Raw genomic sequence first — 13987 nt, forward strand, 5'->3', positions numbered from 1 at the left:
CTCAATCAAAATCCATCCAGACCAGGTGCTTTCCACAGTGGAGGCACTGGAACAGATAGCATTGCAGATGCCCGCCATTGACGGATTCCCGGATCATTCCCTTCTGCTCCTCGTCCCACATGGGGTCGTCCAGCACCTCCTCCAGCACACCCAGTGCCCGCAGTTCTCTGGCTCCCACATTACCCAAATAGGCGCAATAGTCACCACAATGGGCGCGCCAGTATTCCTGCTGCCAGCCGGAGTAGCCGGGGGTGCGGTGGATCAACTCGTCCAGCTTCTCCGGATCGTCTACACCATCGTCCACAGAGAAATCATCTTGAAAACTACCGTCATATTTCCGGGCTGCTTCGCCGTTGGCGATGCACTCTGGGCACAGATATGCAATATCCTCCACTGAAAAGAACGGATTGGTATAGAAAATATGGGTCGTCTTGCCACAGCAGTCGCAGACAACGCCGTCTGCGGATTCCTCAAAAGCCCCAGTTTCCAGAGGGTTTGGGTGATACCGGAAGGCGGGCAGGCCCAGCTGGGCCTGCCGTTCCTTCTCTTTCTGCTTTTCCTCCGGCGTTTTGGGCTTGGGGAGAGCATAATGATTGCCCCAGTTGTCCGCATAGTCCTTCAGCGTGCCCAGCCGCTTGAGGGTCTTTTTATCGGAACGATTTCCGATTTGGCAGAGCAGTTCATAGGCATCCTTTTTGAAGTCCAGTAGATCATACACATCCACCAGCACTTCTTTGGCCTGCTGATCCTCACTCTGCTCAAGTTCTTCCTTGAAGGTATATAGAGCGCGGACACTGTCCGGACCTTCATTGGTCGCAACAAACTGTTTTTTTAGTTCGATATAGGTTTTTTGATATTCTGTCATTGGTCGCACCTCCCATCAATCCCACCAGAAATACCAGACGGTGGACTGCCACAGGACAGCTGCCAAGGAGCCAATGCTTCCATCCTCATTCTGATCCAGATCTGGGCAGAAACCATATTGCTCCACAGCCACCTCCATAGCTCTTTCCTTGGAAATCGGAGTTGGAAGTTCAAACTCCAATTCATCGTGGCTCATGGCGGCAGGGATGGCACCATGTTGCTCGAACCAGTATTTCGCCACTGCCATCAGGTCCGGTGTGTCGGGACACTCATTCCAATTTCCAAAGGGCAGGTAGGCGAAGATCTCCCAGGGGTTCTTTACCGGAATTTTAGCCAGAATGAGCGGATATGTCATTCCGGTATCATCGTTCCAATAGTTTGCGAAGCGGTCGTTGGGTTCTCCGCCCTCCATCTCGCCCAGGACTTCCTCCTCCCAGTCCAGATCATCGTCCTCGGCTTCTTCCTTACGCTGGCCGGTCAATTCCTCCAAAACCGCCTTTCCATCTTTGACGGGAGCGGAGAGCATCTTCTTCCGATACTCCGTTACCGTTTTGAGGTCAAATTCATAGAAGTCCGCATCATGCTCCGGATCGGCGTTCATTACCAGACACTCCAACAGCGTTTCATCATCCGCCTGGATAAGCACGGGAACAAAGCCTTCCCGTATCCCCAGCCGCTGGGCGTAGCTGTATGCTGACATGATGGGGTCATCATCTGCCATGGACGGGAAATAGGTACACTCGCAGTCCAGATACTCCATGATGGCATGAGCCACCTCGGAAGGCTCCAGCGTGTCCTCGTCGAAGTCCTGTCCCTGCCAGTTTTCAAAGCGTTCTTCGATCACCTCTGCCATAGCCTGATAGTAGTCCTCGTCAAAGGGGATGAACAGGTAGGCTTCATCCTGGAACTCATCAGAGTGATACCGCTCCGGGCCGAAGAAGCGGAGGGCGTTGTCGTCAACATCGGCAGGATAGTAGGGGCTGTCGCCCTCTCCGTAGTAATAGCCTGCAAAGGCACGGCCTTGCTGATTGAACAGCACAGAGAACAGACAGCCGTCCAGCTCATCCCGGATAAACTCCCTCAGATCCACATTGGCAGGATCAGCTTTGACCTGTTTGGTCACTTCGCTGTATTCTTTCAAGAAGTCCTCGCTCATCAGGTCGTGCTCCATACACCAGCGCAGGTAGATGGCCATGTGGTTATAAGCATTGATGGGGTCAATAGGCAGTTCCTTCTCCTCAATGCTCTCGATATGATAGGAAGCATCGTCCATCTCACCGTCAAAATCATCATTGGAAAGGGTGCCACGGGTGATTGCATCCTGGCGGGTGGGGTTCACCACAAAGCTGATCCCCGCCATCTTGTCCAGCAGAGCGTCTACATCATGTTCCAGTTTATAGTCCAACTCGTCCTCATAAAGCGGAATGACCTGATAGAAGTTGACCTCCTCGCCGCCCGGCAGAGTGCAGACCTCGCTGCCGTCCTTCGTACCCTGGGGGCCGGTCAGAATGGCGGCGCACAGCTTCGTGTTTTCTGCAAAGTCCTCCTCATTGTCCATGGTATGACCGAAGCCCAGCCAGGTATCACTGGCAATGGGCAGACGAGCCAAGGATTTCAGCAGGCGGATGGGCCAGTACCACTTTTCGTCTTTCATGGACTCCTGATCCAGCTTCCAGTCCGCAGGCAGGGCAATGGCCAGCTCTGCCCGCTCCAGCTTGTACTCCGCCAGTTCCTTTGGCACATTCATCCGGTGGGCGCCCATGCCCATGGTGACCAAGGTGTAATAGTCCCGCTCCTCAGTGGGCGGCACCATGCAGATGTCCACATGGATGTCCGGGGAAACGATCTCGTGGAATACATTCTCAAACTTGCCGAAATACTGCTGGATGTGTCCCTCGACGGCCTCCATCTCCTCCTCGGTGTAGACTTCGGGATTACTGAATTCTTCCTCATCCTGCGTGTCCTCATTGTCTGAGTGGTCGCAACTGTCATCCTCCGGATCTCCCTTTATAGGCTCGTAACCGATCTTCAGGGTCATCTGTTCTTCTGGCAGAGAGACGCCGGGGCTGCGGGTGATCGTGTGCTTATCGTCCGCAGAAAAGCCGATAGTCTCGCCGTCTTGCAGCGTCACATCACACGCCAGCACATAGGAGGCAAGGCTTGCCAAAAAGTCTCGCAGTTCCTCCGGCTCGGCGTCGGTGTTCAGCACTTCCATTTCCTCCTTGCCAAACACATCCATGCCGTAGGTGTAGCCGTTCAGGCCACCCTCGCTCCGGTACAGGCCGAACCAGATCCAGTTGAAGATGGGCAGTTCGTCCTCTTTTATCATATATGCAAGGCCCTCATAGAAACGAGGCTCAAATACCACACCGCTGGTATAGACACCGGTGGCGTATTTCTGCTTGCAGCACACTGCCATCGCCTTGGTGAACAGCTTACCTCGTTCCAGCAGTTTTTCCTCCTCGCCTAACACAGCCACCATGATATGGGCCTTGTGTGCTTTGGCCACTTCTACGGCCTCTGGCCACATATAGTTGTTTTCGGCGTTGATCTCCGCTTCATTGTCCGGGATGTGACCGTGGAAGAGTGTCACGATCAGCATCATATTGCCGACCCGCATTACCACAGCGTCATCGCTGTTCTCAACATCTTCGTCGCCCTCATCCGGCTCCTCATCTACGATGCCCCATTCTTCCCGCAGATCTCGGATCAACTGCTCCTTGTCCCACTCTGCTTTGGAGAGGAGCACAGATCCGGCAAAGGAACCCTTATGGTCGGTTTCCTCCTCGTCGGCGTCATCCTCAAGATCCTCTACGTCTTCATCCGGATCATACAAGGATTCATGCTCCAGTCCGCGGATGAACTCCTCAAAGCTGTCTGCCAGATGGGTGATCTTATAGTCGTTTTCCTGATCCACATGGACTACCGCAGGCTCTCCCTGGGGACCGCAATCCCGGTAGTCCAGGAAAATCATATCGTGTCCGGCGCTTGGACAGTCACAGATGGCCACACCGATGGCAGGATACTCCCACTCATCGATCATAAACTGACTGCCCAGCTCTCCACAGAGGGAGCAGCTCTTTTCTCGTCCGATGCCGAAAATGCCGGTGATGGCCACATGGTCCTCTGCCCAACAGGTGGGCTCATCACAGGGATAGCAGGTATTCACCGGAATGCCGCCGTTGTGCTGCTTCATCAGCCAGATGTAGGCGGCGGGCAGCTTGTAGCCCAGTTCCTCCTCCACGCTGGCAATCAGCTCATCGGAAGGCGGATCACTGACATATTCTTTCAGTGCATACCAATTATCATCCCAGAAGTTGGTGAGGTCGAAGCCCTCAAATGGAGTATCACCAGGCACGAATTTGGCCTTCTTTTTCCGGCTGCACTGGCGTTTCCGGATCTCCGCCTTACACTCCCGAATTACCGCCGGGGCATTTTCATCCTCTGGGTCCAGCTCTGCCCACCGCTGGGCGTAGGGAATGGCCTTTTCCTCCTGGCCGTAGAGATACTGATAGCCATAGGCCATCCGCATATTCCACTCCGCCTTGTCCTGGCCTTCCTCCCGGACGGACTCCAGCACCTCAATGGCCCTCAGAAGGGCTTTGTCTCCCTTGGATTTCAAAGTACCTTCGTCATGGTCCCCGATGATGGCGTAGTTCTCCAGTGCACGGGCCAGGGCGTAGGCGGTGCGGTAGTTCCTCCAGTTCTCCGGGATGGCATTCAGTGCCTGGATACAGCGGGTGTACTCGTCTTCGTCGTTCCACTGCTCCAGCTGAGCGAAGAATGCTTCGGCGTTCTGTTGGGTGTAAGGAATATAGTCCATGCCCGTCAGCGTTTCGTCCAACTCGTCATCCTGATTCTCAGTTTCTGTCCCATCATCTTGTTGCTTTAGGGGTACAGAACCGGCTTCACGGCGGAAGGTGTGGAAGATGGCCCATGGGATGTCCGTGCCTTCAAAGAACTCTTTCGCCATGTTCAGCGCCTCTCGGATGTCCCAGGCGATGAAGTCCACATAGCCGCAGTAGAGGCCGGTGGCTCCGCCGGTGAGGGTGAGAACCTCCGGGCCGTCGCCGGTGGTGAACACTTCTTCCAGCTTGTCCCGGAAGTCGAAAATCTTATCCGTTCCTTCCTCCTCCCGCAGAGTATCCAGAGGATAGCAGAAGAAGCCCGCTACCGCGCCGTCGGCATGAAGATCGTCCATAAAGTCATTGTCGGCGTTCAAGTAGCCGTTGATGAGCGGCACACAGCAGGTGGAACCGGCCATTACATCCAGCCGCCAATCGGCGTCGGGATCTTCATTGGGTTCCATTTTGTAGCCAAGATAGCTCTCCAGATAGGCTTCCGGGTCGGTGGAGAGTTCCAGGCCCCGCTCCTTCAGAGCGTCGGGAAGCTGGGACAGGAGGAAGGACGGCTCTGTCTTGGGTTCCTCCAGCACATCAAAGCTATCTATGTATCTCATGTGGGGGATCTCTCCCAGCACCTGGTCGGTGAGGGTGGTGAGCATCCACCAGACCCGGCCTTCCTCCTCCCGGAGCATAGGCAGCAGCTTTTCGCAGTAGGCAGAGATGGCGAAGCTGTTTTCACCCTGCTCCTCCAGCCAGATCTGCACATCCTCCCCGGAGATGTCCCAGCCATCCTCAGTACGCAGGCCGATGTTTCGGATTGGCTGACGGCCCACCAGGATGTTCCAGTGCTCCAGCACCTCCTTAGGGGCGTGCTTTTGGAAGTAGACCAGCTCAAACAGCTTGACCTTGTCACCCTCCGGGGTGAGGATCAGCTCATGCTTTTTGCCGTTGAAGCCCATCTCGAAAGAGATCTCATCAAAAACCAGATTCAGAGTTTCCTCCATTTGGGCCACGAGTTCTGCGCCGCGGGTGTGATCTTTGTCCTCATCCATCATCTGGCGCAATTCTGCTTCCATCTCGGCAAAGGTTTCCCACCAGTTCTCTGTCCGCTCCCGGAAGCACTCCGAGAATTGCGGCAAGGCAATAAGACTCTCACAGGCATCAATGAGCTTTTGGGTATCTTCATCACCAGGAAGTTTCTCCAACGCCTTGCGGAAATAGGGCAATGCCCGGCCCTCCTGATCCAGATAGTAATAGGAATAGCCCATACGGAAGTTCCAACGGTAGTCTTCTGCAAAGTAGTCTGCATGGGGTTTCAGCAAGGAAATCGCCTTCTGATACAGTTCCCGATCCTCTGGAACAGCCAGGTTGTTGTAGGCGCGGGCCAACTCGCTGTCCATCTCAGGGGTACGCTCCTCGGCGGGGATGGCCTCCAGCGCGTCAATGATTTTTTGGTATTTGCCTTTTTCATGCCACTTCTGGCACTGCTCTAAAATATCCATATCCGGTTCCTCCATTTCTTCTGGCTCCAATACTTCCGGCTGAAACACGCCGTTTTCGTCCCGGGCAAAGGCGCAGGGGGCGGGGGTGTTCAGCAGAGGAATGATGTCGGGATCGTCGTTGCAGATCGTATTCAGCTTGTAGATCCCGGCATTGTTGGGGTCGTCCATGTACGCCTCGCTCTCGTCACCGGCGGTAAAGCGCCAGCCACTGTCCCAGCCGCCGTCCGCCTTCTCCCGGTAGCAGTAGCCAATCTTGCAGCCCTCCACCGTGATACGGTTGGTGGCGATACAGCCATCGGCGCCGGCCCAGTCAGGGAGCAGATGTTTTACATCTTCCGCCTTTACATGGTAGTTCCGATTACGGCCGGAGGCTTCGTACAGCTCTTTCCGCAGCATCTCCACCTGATAAGCCATATCCGTGATCTCATCCTCGCCCATCATCTCGCTGATGTCGTATTCCAGCGGGGCATGGGCAAAGTCCGCCAGGGCCTTGTCCATGGCCTCGTGCTCCTCTGGCGTAGCAGTGATGCGGACACGACGATCGGGGGTGTTGTACTCGTCCAGATCCTGAAGGTTTACACTGCCACTGACGCTGCACTCCAGCAGGATGGCGGCCAGGTCGGTGACCACATCAATGGCGAAGTGGAAGTCCATTTCCACGCCATCGGAATGTGTAAACTCCAGGTACTCCACGGTTTGGCGAAAGTCCCAGTTCTGCTTGTCCAGACCGATCTTGGCGAAAATCTCGCTGAGGGGGATCTCCTCCTTTTTCTGATCCTCTAAAAATGCCACAAGGTTCAGACTGTCATCTGAACCGCCAATAAAGTTGCCCCAATATTTTTTGATATACATCTGTCACGCCTCCTGTTCTGAATCCAGTCGATCAATGAGCTGATTCAAGTGTTCCAACCACGCAGGAGCGATCTCACCGCTGTCCTCGTTCTTCCAAAGATCCACAATCTCACGGATGCCGTCCTCGTCCGGCACCTCGTTTTTGATGTCGGTGAGCTGCCGCAGCAGGAAAGCAAGTGCTTCTTTGGATGCTGTGAAACCGGTGACTTTATCCCATACAGCTTCTTCATGATCGTAGTCCAGCTTGCCGTTATCCTTCCATTGGAAATACAGCTCCGCCAGAGCCATCGCAGTATTGTCAAAGAGGAAGTCGATTTGTGAGAAGTCAGATCCCAGCATGACTTCCTCTTTCATCAGTTCGATCATCTCGCCCAGATCCATTACCGGATGCTCCGGTACATATTCATTTTTGAGGATGTCCAGTACATCCAGCCCTTCGTCACGCTCTAATGCTTTTATGCCCCATGCTCCCATGTCGGCACCTCTCTTTCTTTATTTTGTATCAAGCTTCTATTGTCAATCATAGTTCTCCAGCCGAATGATAGGCCGATAAAAGTCATAATCTCCGTTTAGTTCATTGTCCTCCTGCACTTCCGGCTTACAGTGGGGCGAACAGGGTAGGAAACCGAGAAATGGGCCCAGCCCACCGCAGATATTGCATCCGCCGTCACCGCCGCAGGTGGTAAGTCTATCAGCCTGCACCACTTCCCGCATATAGGGATCATAGGCGATGGACAGGCCGAAGAAGTTGGGTTCCTCCATGTCATAGGGCCGGTTCTCATCCTCATCCATGTCCTCAAACCAGTGCAGACGCATGGAGTAGTCTAACCCATCTCCCCATGGAAACAGGGTCCGACACCCGCCGCCACACAGGTAGGCCCACTCGTCCGCCGTGGGCAGGGAGAAGCCCTGTTTTTGCAGCATGGCAAGAAGCGCATCGTAGTCTGTGCGGTTATAGATACAGATCTGAAAGCCCTTTTCCGTCCGCTCAATGCGGGCCGACTGATGCAAGGTAAGACTGCTGCTGTCACTCCAGGCAAAATCACGGAATTCCTTCAGCCAGTCAGGGTGAGCAGTCAGCCTGGGATCGTCCATCTTGACCGGCTCCCAGCAGAGTTCCTCCAGCTCCCGGCCCACCAACATGGGTCCAATGGCCGCCTGCCGAACAGGAGCCATGCTTTCCCGAATCATCTCCTCCGGGTCCCGCTCCATTTCCCATTCTCGGAACAGATACTCCAATTCCTCCCGGCTCTCCTGATTCAGTCCCACGGCAAACTGCTCCCAGCCCAGGGTGACGGTATCGCCGGGGACAAAGACGAACTCCCGACCATCTTTCTCGAAGATGCCGGTGGTGCAACTCTGGCCCCAGCGGTCAAAAGTATGTAGACCGAGAAAGGTCATATCATAACGATCAGCCAAGCTTTCCATCAGCGTTTGCTTCTCGGTTGTATCCATTTGATTGAATTGGGGACGGGACAGTTTTTCGTTCATGGCAAGTCCTCCTTCGATTCGTTTTGCGTGTTCCAGCAGATAGCTCCGACCATCCTGCTTGGCCCGTTCCAAGTATTGTGGAAGCAGGTCGGAATGGATGGCGTCCAGTGAAACCAGAACGGCGATCCGCTGGTATTCCGGAAGTTCAGGAGAGTAACAGTTGCGCTCCCAGAACAGAGGAGCGAACTGCTCCACACAGTCAGGACGCAGAGCGGGCATCGCCAAAAGTGCCCGCCGGCTTACATATTCATTGGGGTCCTTTGCGAAGTCCAGGATCATGTCTTTGACTTCCTGGCTGCACGGACATTCTGACAGATATGCGGCAAACTGCCACTTGGCCTCACTCTCATTGGAGGCTGCGGCCCTGCGGCAGAGGCGCTCGAACCATTGGGGATGGGAAGTGGTCTCCTGTATAAACCCCTCCGCTTCGTTGTCCCTGGCGATCAGATAGACCATCTCATCCAGTAGGACGCTGTCTGCTGTTTCTGCATCCATTTGGGTCAACACATGGCAAAAGGCATCAAATATATCATTCCACGCAGGGTAATCGACCTCCCATGCACCGCCGATCTCCTCGGTGGTTTTTCCGGGATAAGTGATTTCCTGCCACTGATGAAATTTTCCTACCTGCTCCAGCAGGCACTCCCTGATGTCCTTTGCCATACACTTACCTCACAATTCTTTGCACAGGTTTCCCAGTTCCAATGCCTGTTCCACAAGGCCCAGGAGCAGGCTGGAAAAATTCTCGGCAATCTCCTCCAGATCGGCATAGTCACAGTTATAGCCCCGGACTCTGCCGCTCTCTAAGTCGATAAATACGATACTCCCGTCACCCAATCCTCCGATTGGAAAGGTGGGGCCGTGGTCATATTCGCTCATGTAATCCTCATAAGCCTCTTGAAAAATCGGGTAGGCTTCTTCCAACTCTTTCAGTGTGAAGATCCACGGCTCCGCCAAATAGCAGCCGCCGAAGTTCAAAAGTAGCCAGCGGTACTCTGCGGGGATGGGAGTATACCTGCTTTCAAATCGTTTCACAGCATCCTCCGGTTCTGGGCAGGTACCCTTTGTGAAGGGGCTTACTTTATAAGCAGTTTGAATTTTACTGCGGTTTTTTTCCAAATTCATGTCATGCATTGTATTTCCCTCACAGAGCATCCAGGTTTTCCTGTAAATCGCCCTGCATCAAGTGCTGGGCAATGGCTTGGTTCAGTGGCTTATGGGGGTGATAGGCTGCCTGCTCTACATCGTGCAGGCACTCCTCCATCAGTGCCTCCGGAGAAATGCCTTCCCGTTTGCCATAAAGATGGCCGAAGGCATAGCACACGGACTTGAGAAAGCCGAAAATGTAGTCGTGATTTCCACGCATACTGGGCAGATCATTGAATGAGCCCATGCCGCCGTATGCCCGAAGATGGTGGGCAACCTCACGGCGCTGGGTCCAGTCCTGAATATCCCTCTCCAGCCAGTCGATCCAGTTTTGAAATTCTGGATGGTCTGCCAGAAGGATGGAGCGCAGACAGGTCAGAGCTTCGGTATAAATATCTGTCTGTTTCATCAGAACCCTCCTGATTCTTTTAACGCTCCATCATAGGTGTGGCTTTCCCAGATGGCCTCAAATTCCGCTTTTTCTATGATGCAGGCGTGGAATTCCTCGCCCCAGACATGGGCGTTCAATTCCTCCACGGTGGGGATCGGCGTGATCTCGATGGCGCCGTCGTAAAGGTCAGGGATGTTACGGGTGCGGCAATCTGCAAAGATGTCGATGGAGCGGAGGGCCAGCCGCCCATTTCCTGTATCCACTTCATAAAGGATCACCGACAGTTCTCCCTCCGGTGCGCCCTCCCAAAAGAGTTTGATGTACTCGATCATTCCATTTCCCTCATTTGAACCAATGCCACCCCGTCATGGTGCCGGTTACTTCATCTATCTGTACCGCAATATCATAATTGCCGCGACAGCCCAGCAAAGCTGTAGGATGGTCGTTTTCCAGAATCAAATCATAAAACTCAACCGCTATGTCTTGGAATTCCTTCGGAATCTCCAGTGCAGAGAAGAAATCCACTGATTGAGCATTTTGGAAAAATTCAATGGCCGTTTTACTGCATTTTACTATAATCCCTGTTTGAGTGGTCAACTCTTTCATGCTTTCGCAACCTCGCTCATGTTCAGATACATCCCCATCGTTTTTTCATTGTCACAGGCCGCCCGGATCATTTTGGACAGCAGCATCAGGTCATCGATGTATTGGGAGTACACGCAGAACACATCTTCGTCGGAGTCGAAGTGAAACAGATCCACGCCGCTGTTGTTTTCCTCGAACTCCTGGATCACGCCCCGGACAAGCCGCTCCCAATCCTCGCTGCTGCCGATCAGTCCCAGCCGTCGGAATTCCTCTGTCCGGAATCCGTCACTGATTTTCAGCAGAAGGGAGATCGCATAGGGGTGGTGGGGAATGAGAAAGAATGGCGCGATCTGCTCCGGCTTCGCCCAAATTTTGAAGGGCGGGCGCGGGTCTGGTATCCAGGGCAAGATTTCCCATTCGTCCTCCGGTCGGTTTCCGTATTGGCAAAGGTCTTTCATAGTGTTCTCCTCATTCGATGTCGTTTCGTTCTTCTTTTACATCCAGTGGAGCACCGTCCAGAGATGTGATCTGTGCCAGCTCTGTTTCCGTCAGATTTTTCAGGAAAATGCAATATTCGTCCGGGTGGCCTCCCACAAATTCCATTTTAGGCATCCCGATCTGCTCCGGGTCGGTAATCCACAGGCAAGGTTCTCCTGTTGCCCAAAACCGAGTCAGGGTAAGAATTTGGCCGTTGAAAATAACTTCCTGTTCCATCCTCATTCCTCCTGCATTTGCCTCAGCAGCTTCACGATCCGCTCCCGGTTCTTTGCGGTTTTCATGAAGGTGGGGAGATGGTCAGCCTGGGTCATTTTCGCTCTTCCCGGCGGCTTTTCCCGCAGGTCGGCGCTGAGATAGCCGATCAAATAGGCAAGATGTTCCCGGTTGAGTGCCCAGACCGACTTACCCTGGAAGGAGGTCAAAAACCATAGTTCCAACCTGAAATAAGGTTCTCGTCCATCCCTGATTTCGCCAATATATGAAAACGCCTCCGCTGTTTTATGAACTTCTCCTGACATGGTTGTTCCACAATAGGGACAGGCCACATGGAGAACGGAAAAGTGCTGTTTTGCTGTATCTTCAATATCCACTCGATAGTACCTGCCGCAGTTTTTGCATTGGTTATGGACATCATAACGGTAGATCGTCCGGTCGCGGGTCTCCTGATGGCCGCAGCTCAGGCAGCGGAAATAGGCGTTGTCATCATCCGCTGTTACCATGCCCGTGCCATGGCACTTGGGGCATTTCACCTGGATGCCGGAGGTCAGGGCGTTGTATGCACTGTATGTAAAGTAGGGTTCATCAATGATTCGGCTCATGCGCCTCCACTCCTTTCAGGAAATTGCTTTCACAGCCGAAACCGAAATGGGTTCAAATCCTTTACAGTTTTGCAATCTCATCCAACCAGAAAGTATCAATTTCAGAGGTGCAGTCAAGTGTCTTTAACAGATGTTTGTATTCACTCAGATTGGGATTTTTCTTATCTGCAATGATGCGGAACATGAGAGCAATTGTGTATTCAGTTGGCTTTCTTTTCAGCGATGCGACCAATTCTTCCTCATAGCCTTCATGGTAAAACTTCTCCATAAAGCTACCCAACGGCCCAGGACCGCCAAAATCAATATTGGGAGAAGATTCAATCAGTTCCAAGATCGGTCTTACAGCATCAAAAGGTGTTTCGCACTGTTCCAGTTCATCAGTTAAATCAAAGACCGGATCTATAAACTGATATTTGTCGCCTGTGGTGGCAGCCTTGTCGATTGCCTTTTTTATCTCTTCCAACAGTTCTGTGATTCTTGTATCCATTGTTTTTTCAACCTCCTCAAAAATCTCGAAGCTCCTCAAACTTCTCAATCAGGGAATCTTTCTGGAGCGTGTCACCTGGCAGGGCATCCAGGATACCCCGCAGGGCCATGTAAATTTCATCCCGTTCCTCGGTTTCGATAAAGCCCATCTTGTTGAAGGTCTGGGTGTAGGCGGCCACGGCTTCCAGCGCCTGGGCCTGGGCGGCCTCGCCCGGCTCAGCGGCCAGCTTCATCAGCTGGGAGCGGGTCTTGCGGTATTGATTGGCTGCCTTTTTCGCAGCGGCGGCAGGAATATGCTCCGCACCGTCCCAGCCCCGGAAGGGATTGTCCAGGTTTTGCGCCAGCCACTCCGTTTTCCGGGGTTTGGTAATCCGCAGATCCATTCCCGGCTTGCTTTTCCAGAGCTGCTTTGCCGCTTTTGCCGCTGTCTCCGGCAGGCTGGTCATCCAGAACCAGCGAAGCTCCGGCATCTGCTCTGGGGTAGGGATGTCGTCCGCCCCGAAACCGAACAGGTCGAAGGTGGATAGGTTCGTCAGTTCCCGGACCCCTCCCACGGCGGAGAAGTTCCCCAGGTTTCCCGGCGCGCCCCAGAGCCTCAGCTCTTTCAGATGGGGATGGACAGCAGCCAGTCCGGTCAGATCAAAGTCCTTCAGCTGGATGCCATGCAGCCCCCATAGGTTCGGCAGTTCCGTGTGCGGGCAATATTGCCCGATAAATTGGAGGGTCAAACCGCTGCCATCTTCGGGGGCATGGATGGTACAGGCGTCCGAGCCCTTGTTCTGGAACAGGAGCTGCTCCGTTTCCTCACCCAGCCACAGTTCCTGAAGGCCGGTCATGTCCAGCATCAGCTTTCTGATGCTGGTGCCCCGCAGATCAAGTGTCCTCTGACCGTGGTTCAGCAAAGTCAGTTCATCGAGGAAGGGATTTCCACGCAAAAACTCCAGCAGATCCGGGTGCCACCGCTCGCAGATAAGGGTGGAGAGGCAAGGCAGCGACTTTAGTTCCAGCGCCGAATCGAATGGTTCGTACTGGTCCGTCACCCGGTGGCTGCTGACCTTCACCGGGATACCGCCGATCTCCGTTTTCTCTTCGCTCTCCATGGCCTCCTTGAAGGCCCGCCGCCGTTCCGCCGGAATCTCCTGCCATCGGATCTGGAGGTACACATCGTAGCCGTCATTCCAGCCGCCGTAGGAGCGGCAGGGCTGGTCGGTAAAGGGCGGCAGGGTACCCACCAGCGTGTACTGGGGCGGGACCTCCACCGGCACCCGCAGCAGGTGGAGCTCCCGGGGCCAGTACATAAAGTCCTTGTAGAGCGGGCGGAGCTGGGGCAATTCCTCCGCAGTCAGAGGGGCGTCGCCCACCCAATCCAGAGAGAGGATCACCGCCCAAGACTCTTTGCTCACCGTGTCCGGCGGCGCAATATAGGCCACCTGGCAGGCGGTGTAGCGTTTCAGATATTGGTTATAGACTGTATAGACCTCTCCGGCGTTAGCTTTCATGGCACTCTCC

The 13987-nt window shown here is 53.9% G+C and carries 13 protein-coding genes; all 13 read right to left on the minus strand.

The features are described from left to right. Position 1 precedes the first annotated feature (1 nt). The 13 genes from OGM16_03995 to OGM16_04055 all read right to left on the minus strand — a co-directional run bounded on the left by OGM16_03995 (position 2) and on the right by OGM16_04055 (position 13977). A complete protein-coding gene (locus OGM16_03995; protein ID UYJ47443.1) occupies positions 2-865 on the minus strand; it encodes a CbrC family protein in 864 nt (287 codons plus the stop codon). Between the two features lie 15 nt (positions 866-880). Beyond that, positions 881-7063, minus strand: a complete 6183-nt coding sequence (locus tag OGM16_04000; GenBank protein ID UYJ47444.1) for a DUF2185 domain-containing protein — start codon at positions 7061-7063, stop codon at positions 881-883. A 3-nt stretch (positions 7064-7066) separates the two neighbouring features. Next, positions 7067-7537, minus strand: a complete 471-nt coding sequence (locus tag OGM16_04005; GenBank protein UYJ47445.1) for a DUF4259 domain-containing protein — start codon at positions 7535-7537, stop codon at positions 7067-7069. A 42-nt stretch (positions 7538-7579) separates the two neighbouring features. Beyond that, on the minus strand, positions 7580-9217 hold the full coding sequence (locus OGM16_04010; GenBank protein ID UYJ47446.1) for a hypothetical protein: 1638 nt from the start codon (positions 9215-9217) through the stop codon (positions 7580-7582). A gap of 9 nt (positions 9218-9226) precedes the next feature. Next, positions 9227-9709, minus strand: coding sequence for an SMI1/KNR4 family protein (locus tag OGM16_04015; GenBank protein ID UYJ47447.1), 483 nt, complete (start codon positions 9707-9709; stop codon positions 9227-9229). Beyond that, the gene (locus OGM16_04020; protein UYJ47448.1) at positions 9699-10109 is read right to left on the minus strand and encodes a hypothetical protein; all 411 of its coding nucleotides are present in this window, start codon (positions 10107-10109) and stop codon (positions 9699-9701) included. The genes OGM16_04015 and OGM16_04020 overlap by 11 nt, the downstream gene beginning before the upstream one ends. Continuing rightward, complete coding sequence (locus OGM16_04025; GenBank protein UYJ47449.1) at positions 10109-10423, minus strand: hypothetical protein; 315 nt, start codon at positions 10421-10423, stop codon at positions 10109-10111. Before OGM16_04025 ends, OGM16_04020 begins: the two co-directional genes overlap by 1 nt. 10 nt (positions 10424-10433) lie before the next feature. Further along, a complete protein-coding gene (locus tag OGM16_04030; protein UYJ47450.1) occupies positions 10434-10697 on the minus strand; it encodes a S6 modification enzyme RimK in 264 nt (87 codons plus the stop codon). Beyond that, positions 10694-11134, minus strand: coding sequence for an immunity 51 family protein (locus OGM16_04035; GenBank protein ID UYJ47451.1), 441 nt, complete (start codon positions 11132-11134; stop codon positions 10694-10696). Before OGM16_04035 ends, OGM16_04030 begins: the two co-directional genes overlap by 4 nt. Before the next feature lie 10 nt (positions 11135-11144). Next, positions 11145-11390, minus strand: a complete 246-nt coding sequence (locus OGM16_04040) for a hypothetical protein (protein ID UYJ47452.1) — start codon at positions 11388-11390, stop codon at positions 11145-11147. Between the two features lie 2 nt (positions 11391-11392). Continuing rightward, positions 11393-11992, minus strand: a complete 600-nt coding sequence (locus OGM16_04045) for a hypothetical protein (GenBank protein ID UYJ47453.1) — start codon at positions 11990-11992, stop codon at positions 11393-11395. Positions 11993-12053: 61 nt separating this feature from the next. Next, the gene (locus tag OGM16_04050) at positions 12054-12479 is read right to left on the minus strand and encodes a hypothetical protein (GenBank protein ID UYJ47454.1); all 426 of its coding nucleotides are present in this window, start codon (positions 12477-12479) and stop codon (positions 12054-12056) included. 16 nt (positions 12480-12495) lie between these two features. Continuing rightward, the gene (locus tag OGM16_04055; protein ID UYJ47455.1) at positions 12496-13977 is read right to left on the minus strand and encodes a hypothetical protein; all 1482 of its coding nucleotides are present in this window, start codon (positions 13975-13977) and stop codon (positions 12496-12498) included. Positions 13978-13987 lie beyond the last annotated feature (10 nt).

The sequence above is a fragment of the Lachnospiraceae bacterium genome, assembly GCA_025758065.1.
GTDB lineage: Bacteria > Bacillota > Clostridia > Lachnospirales > Lachnospiraceae > Enterocloster.

Excerpts from the sequence above, each read along its gene's own strand:
- OGM16_03995 (UYJ47443.1), bottom strand. The coding sequence starts at position 865 with ATGACAGAATATCAAAAAACCTATATCGAACTAAAAAAACAGTTTGTT.
- OGM16_04000 (UYJ47444.1), bottom strand. The coding sequence starts at position 7,063 with ATGTATATCAAAAAATATTGGGGCAACTTTATTGGCGGTTCAGATGAC.
- OGM16_04005 (UYJ47445.1), bottom strand. The coding sequence starts at position 7,537 with ATGGGAGCATGGGGCATAAAAGCATTAGAGCGTGACGAAGGGCTGGAT.
- OGM16_04010 (UYJ47446.1), bottom strand. The coding sequence starts at position 9,217 with ATGGCAAAGGACATCAGGGAGTGCCTGCTGGAGCAGGTAGGAAAATTT.
- OGM16_04015 (UYJ47447.1), bottom strand. The coding sequence starts at position 9,709 with ATGCTCTGTGAGGGAAATACAATGCATGACATGAATTTGGAAAAAAAC.
- OGM16_04020 (UYJ47448.1), bottom strand. The coding sequence starts at position 10,109 with ATGAAACAGACAGATATTTATACCGAAGCTCTGACCTGTCTGCGCTCC.
- OGM16_04025 (UYJ47449.1), bottom strand. The coding sequence starts at position 10,423 with ATGATCGAGTACATCAAACTCTTTTGGGAGGGCGCACCGGAGGGAGAA.
- OGM16_04030 (UYJ47450.1), bottom strand. The coding sequence starts at position 10,697 with ATGAAAGAGTTGACCACTCAAACAGGGATTATAGTAAAATGCAGTAAA.
- OGM16_04035 (UYJ47451.1), bottom strand. The coding sequence starts at position 11,134 with ATGAAAGACCTTTGCCAATACGGAAACCGACCGGAGGACGAATGGGAA.
- OGM16_04040 (UYJ47452.1), bottom strand. The coding sequence starts at position 11,390 with ATGGAACAGGAAGTTATTTTCAACGGCCAAATTCTTACCCTGACTCGG.
- OGM16_04045 (UYJ47453.1), bottom strand. The coding sequence starts at position 11,992 with ATGAGCCGAATCATTGATGAACCCTACTTTACATACAGTGCATACAAC.
- OGM16_04050 (UYJ47454.1), bottom strand. The coding sequence starts at position 12,479 with ATGGATACAAGAATCACAGAACTGTTGGAAGAGATAAAAAAGGCAATC.
- OGM16_04055 (UYJ47455.1), bottom strand. The coding sequence starts at position 13,977 with ATGAAAGCTAACGCCGGAGAGGTCTATACAGTCTATAACCAATATCTG.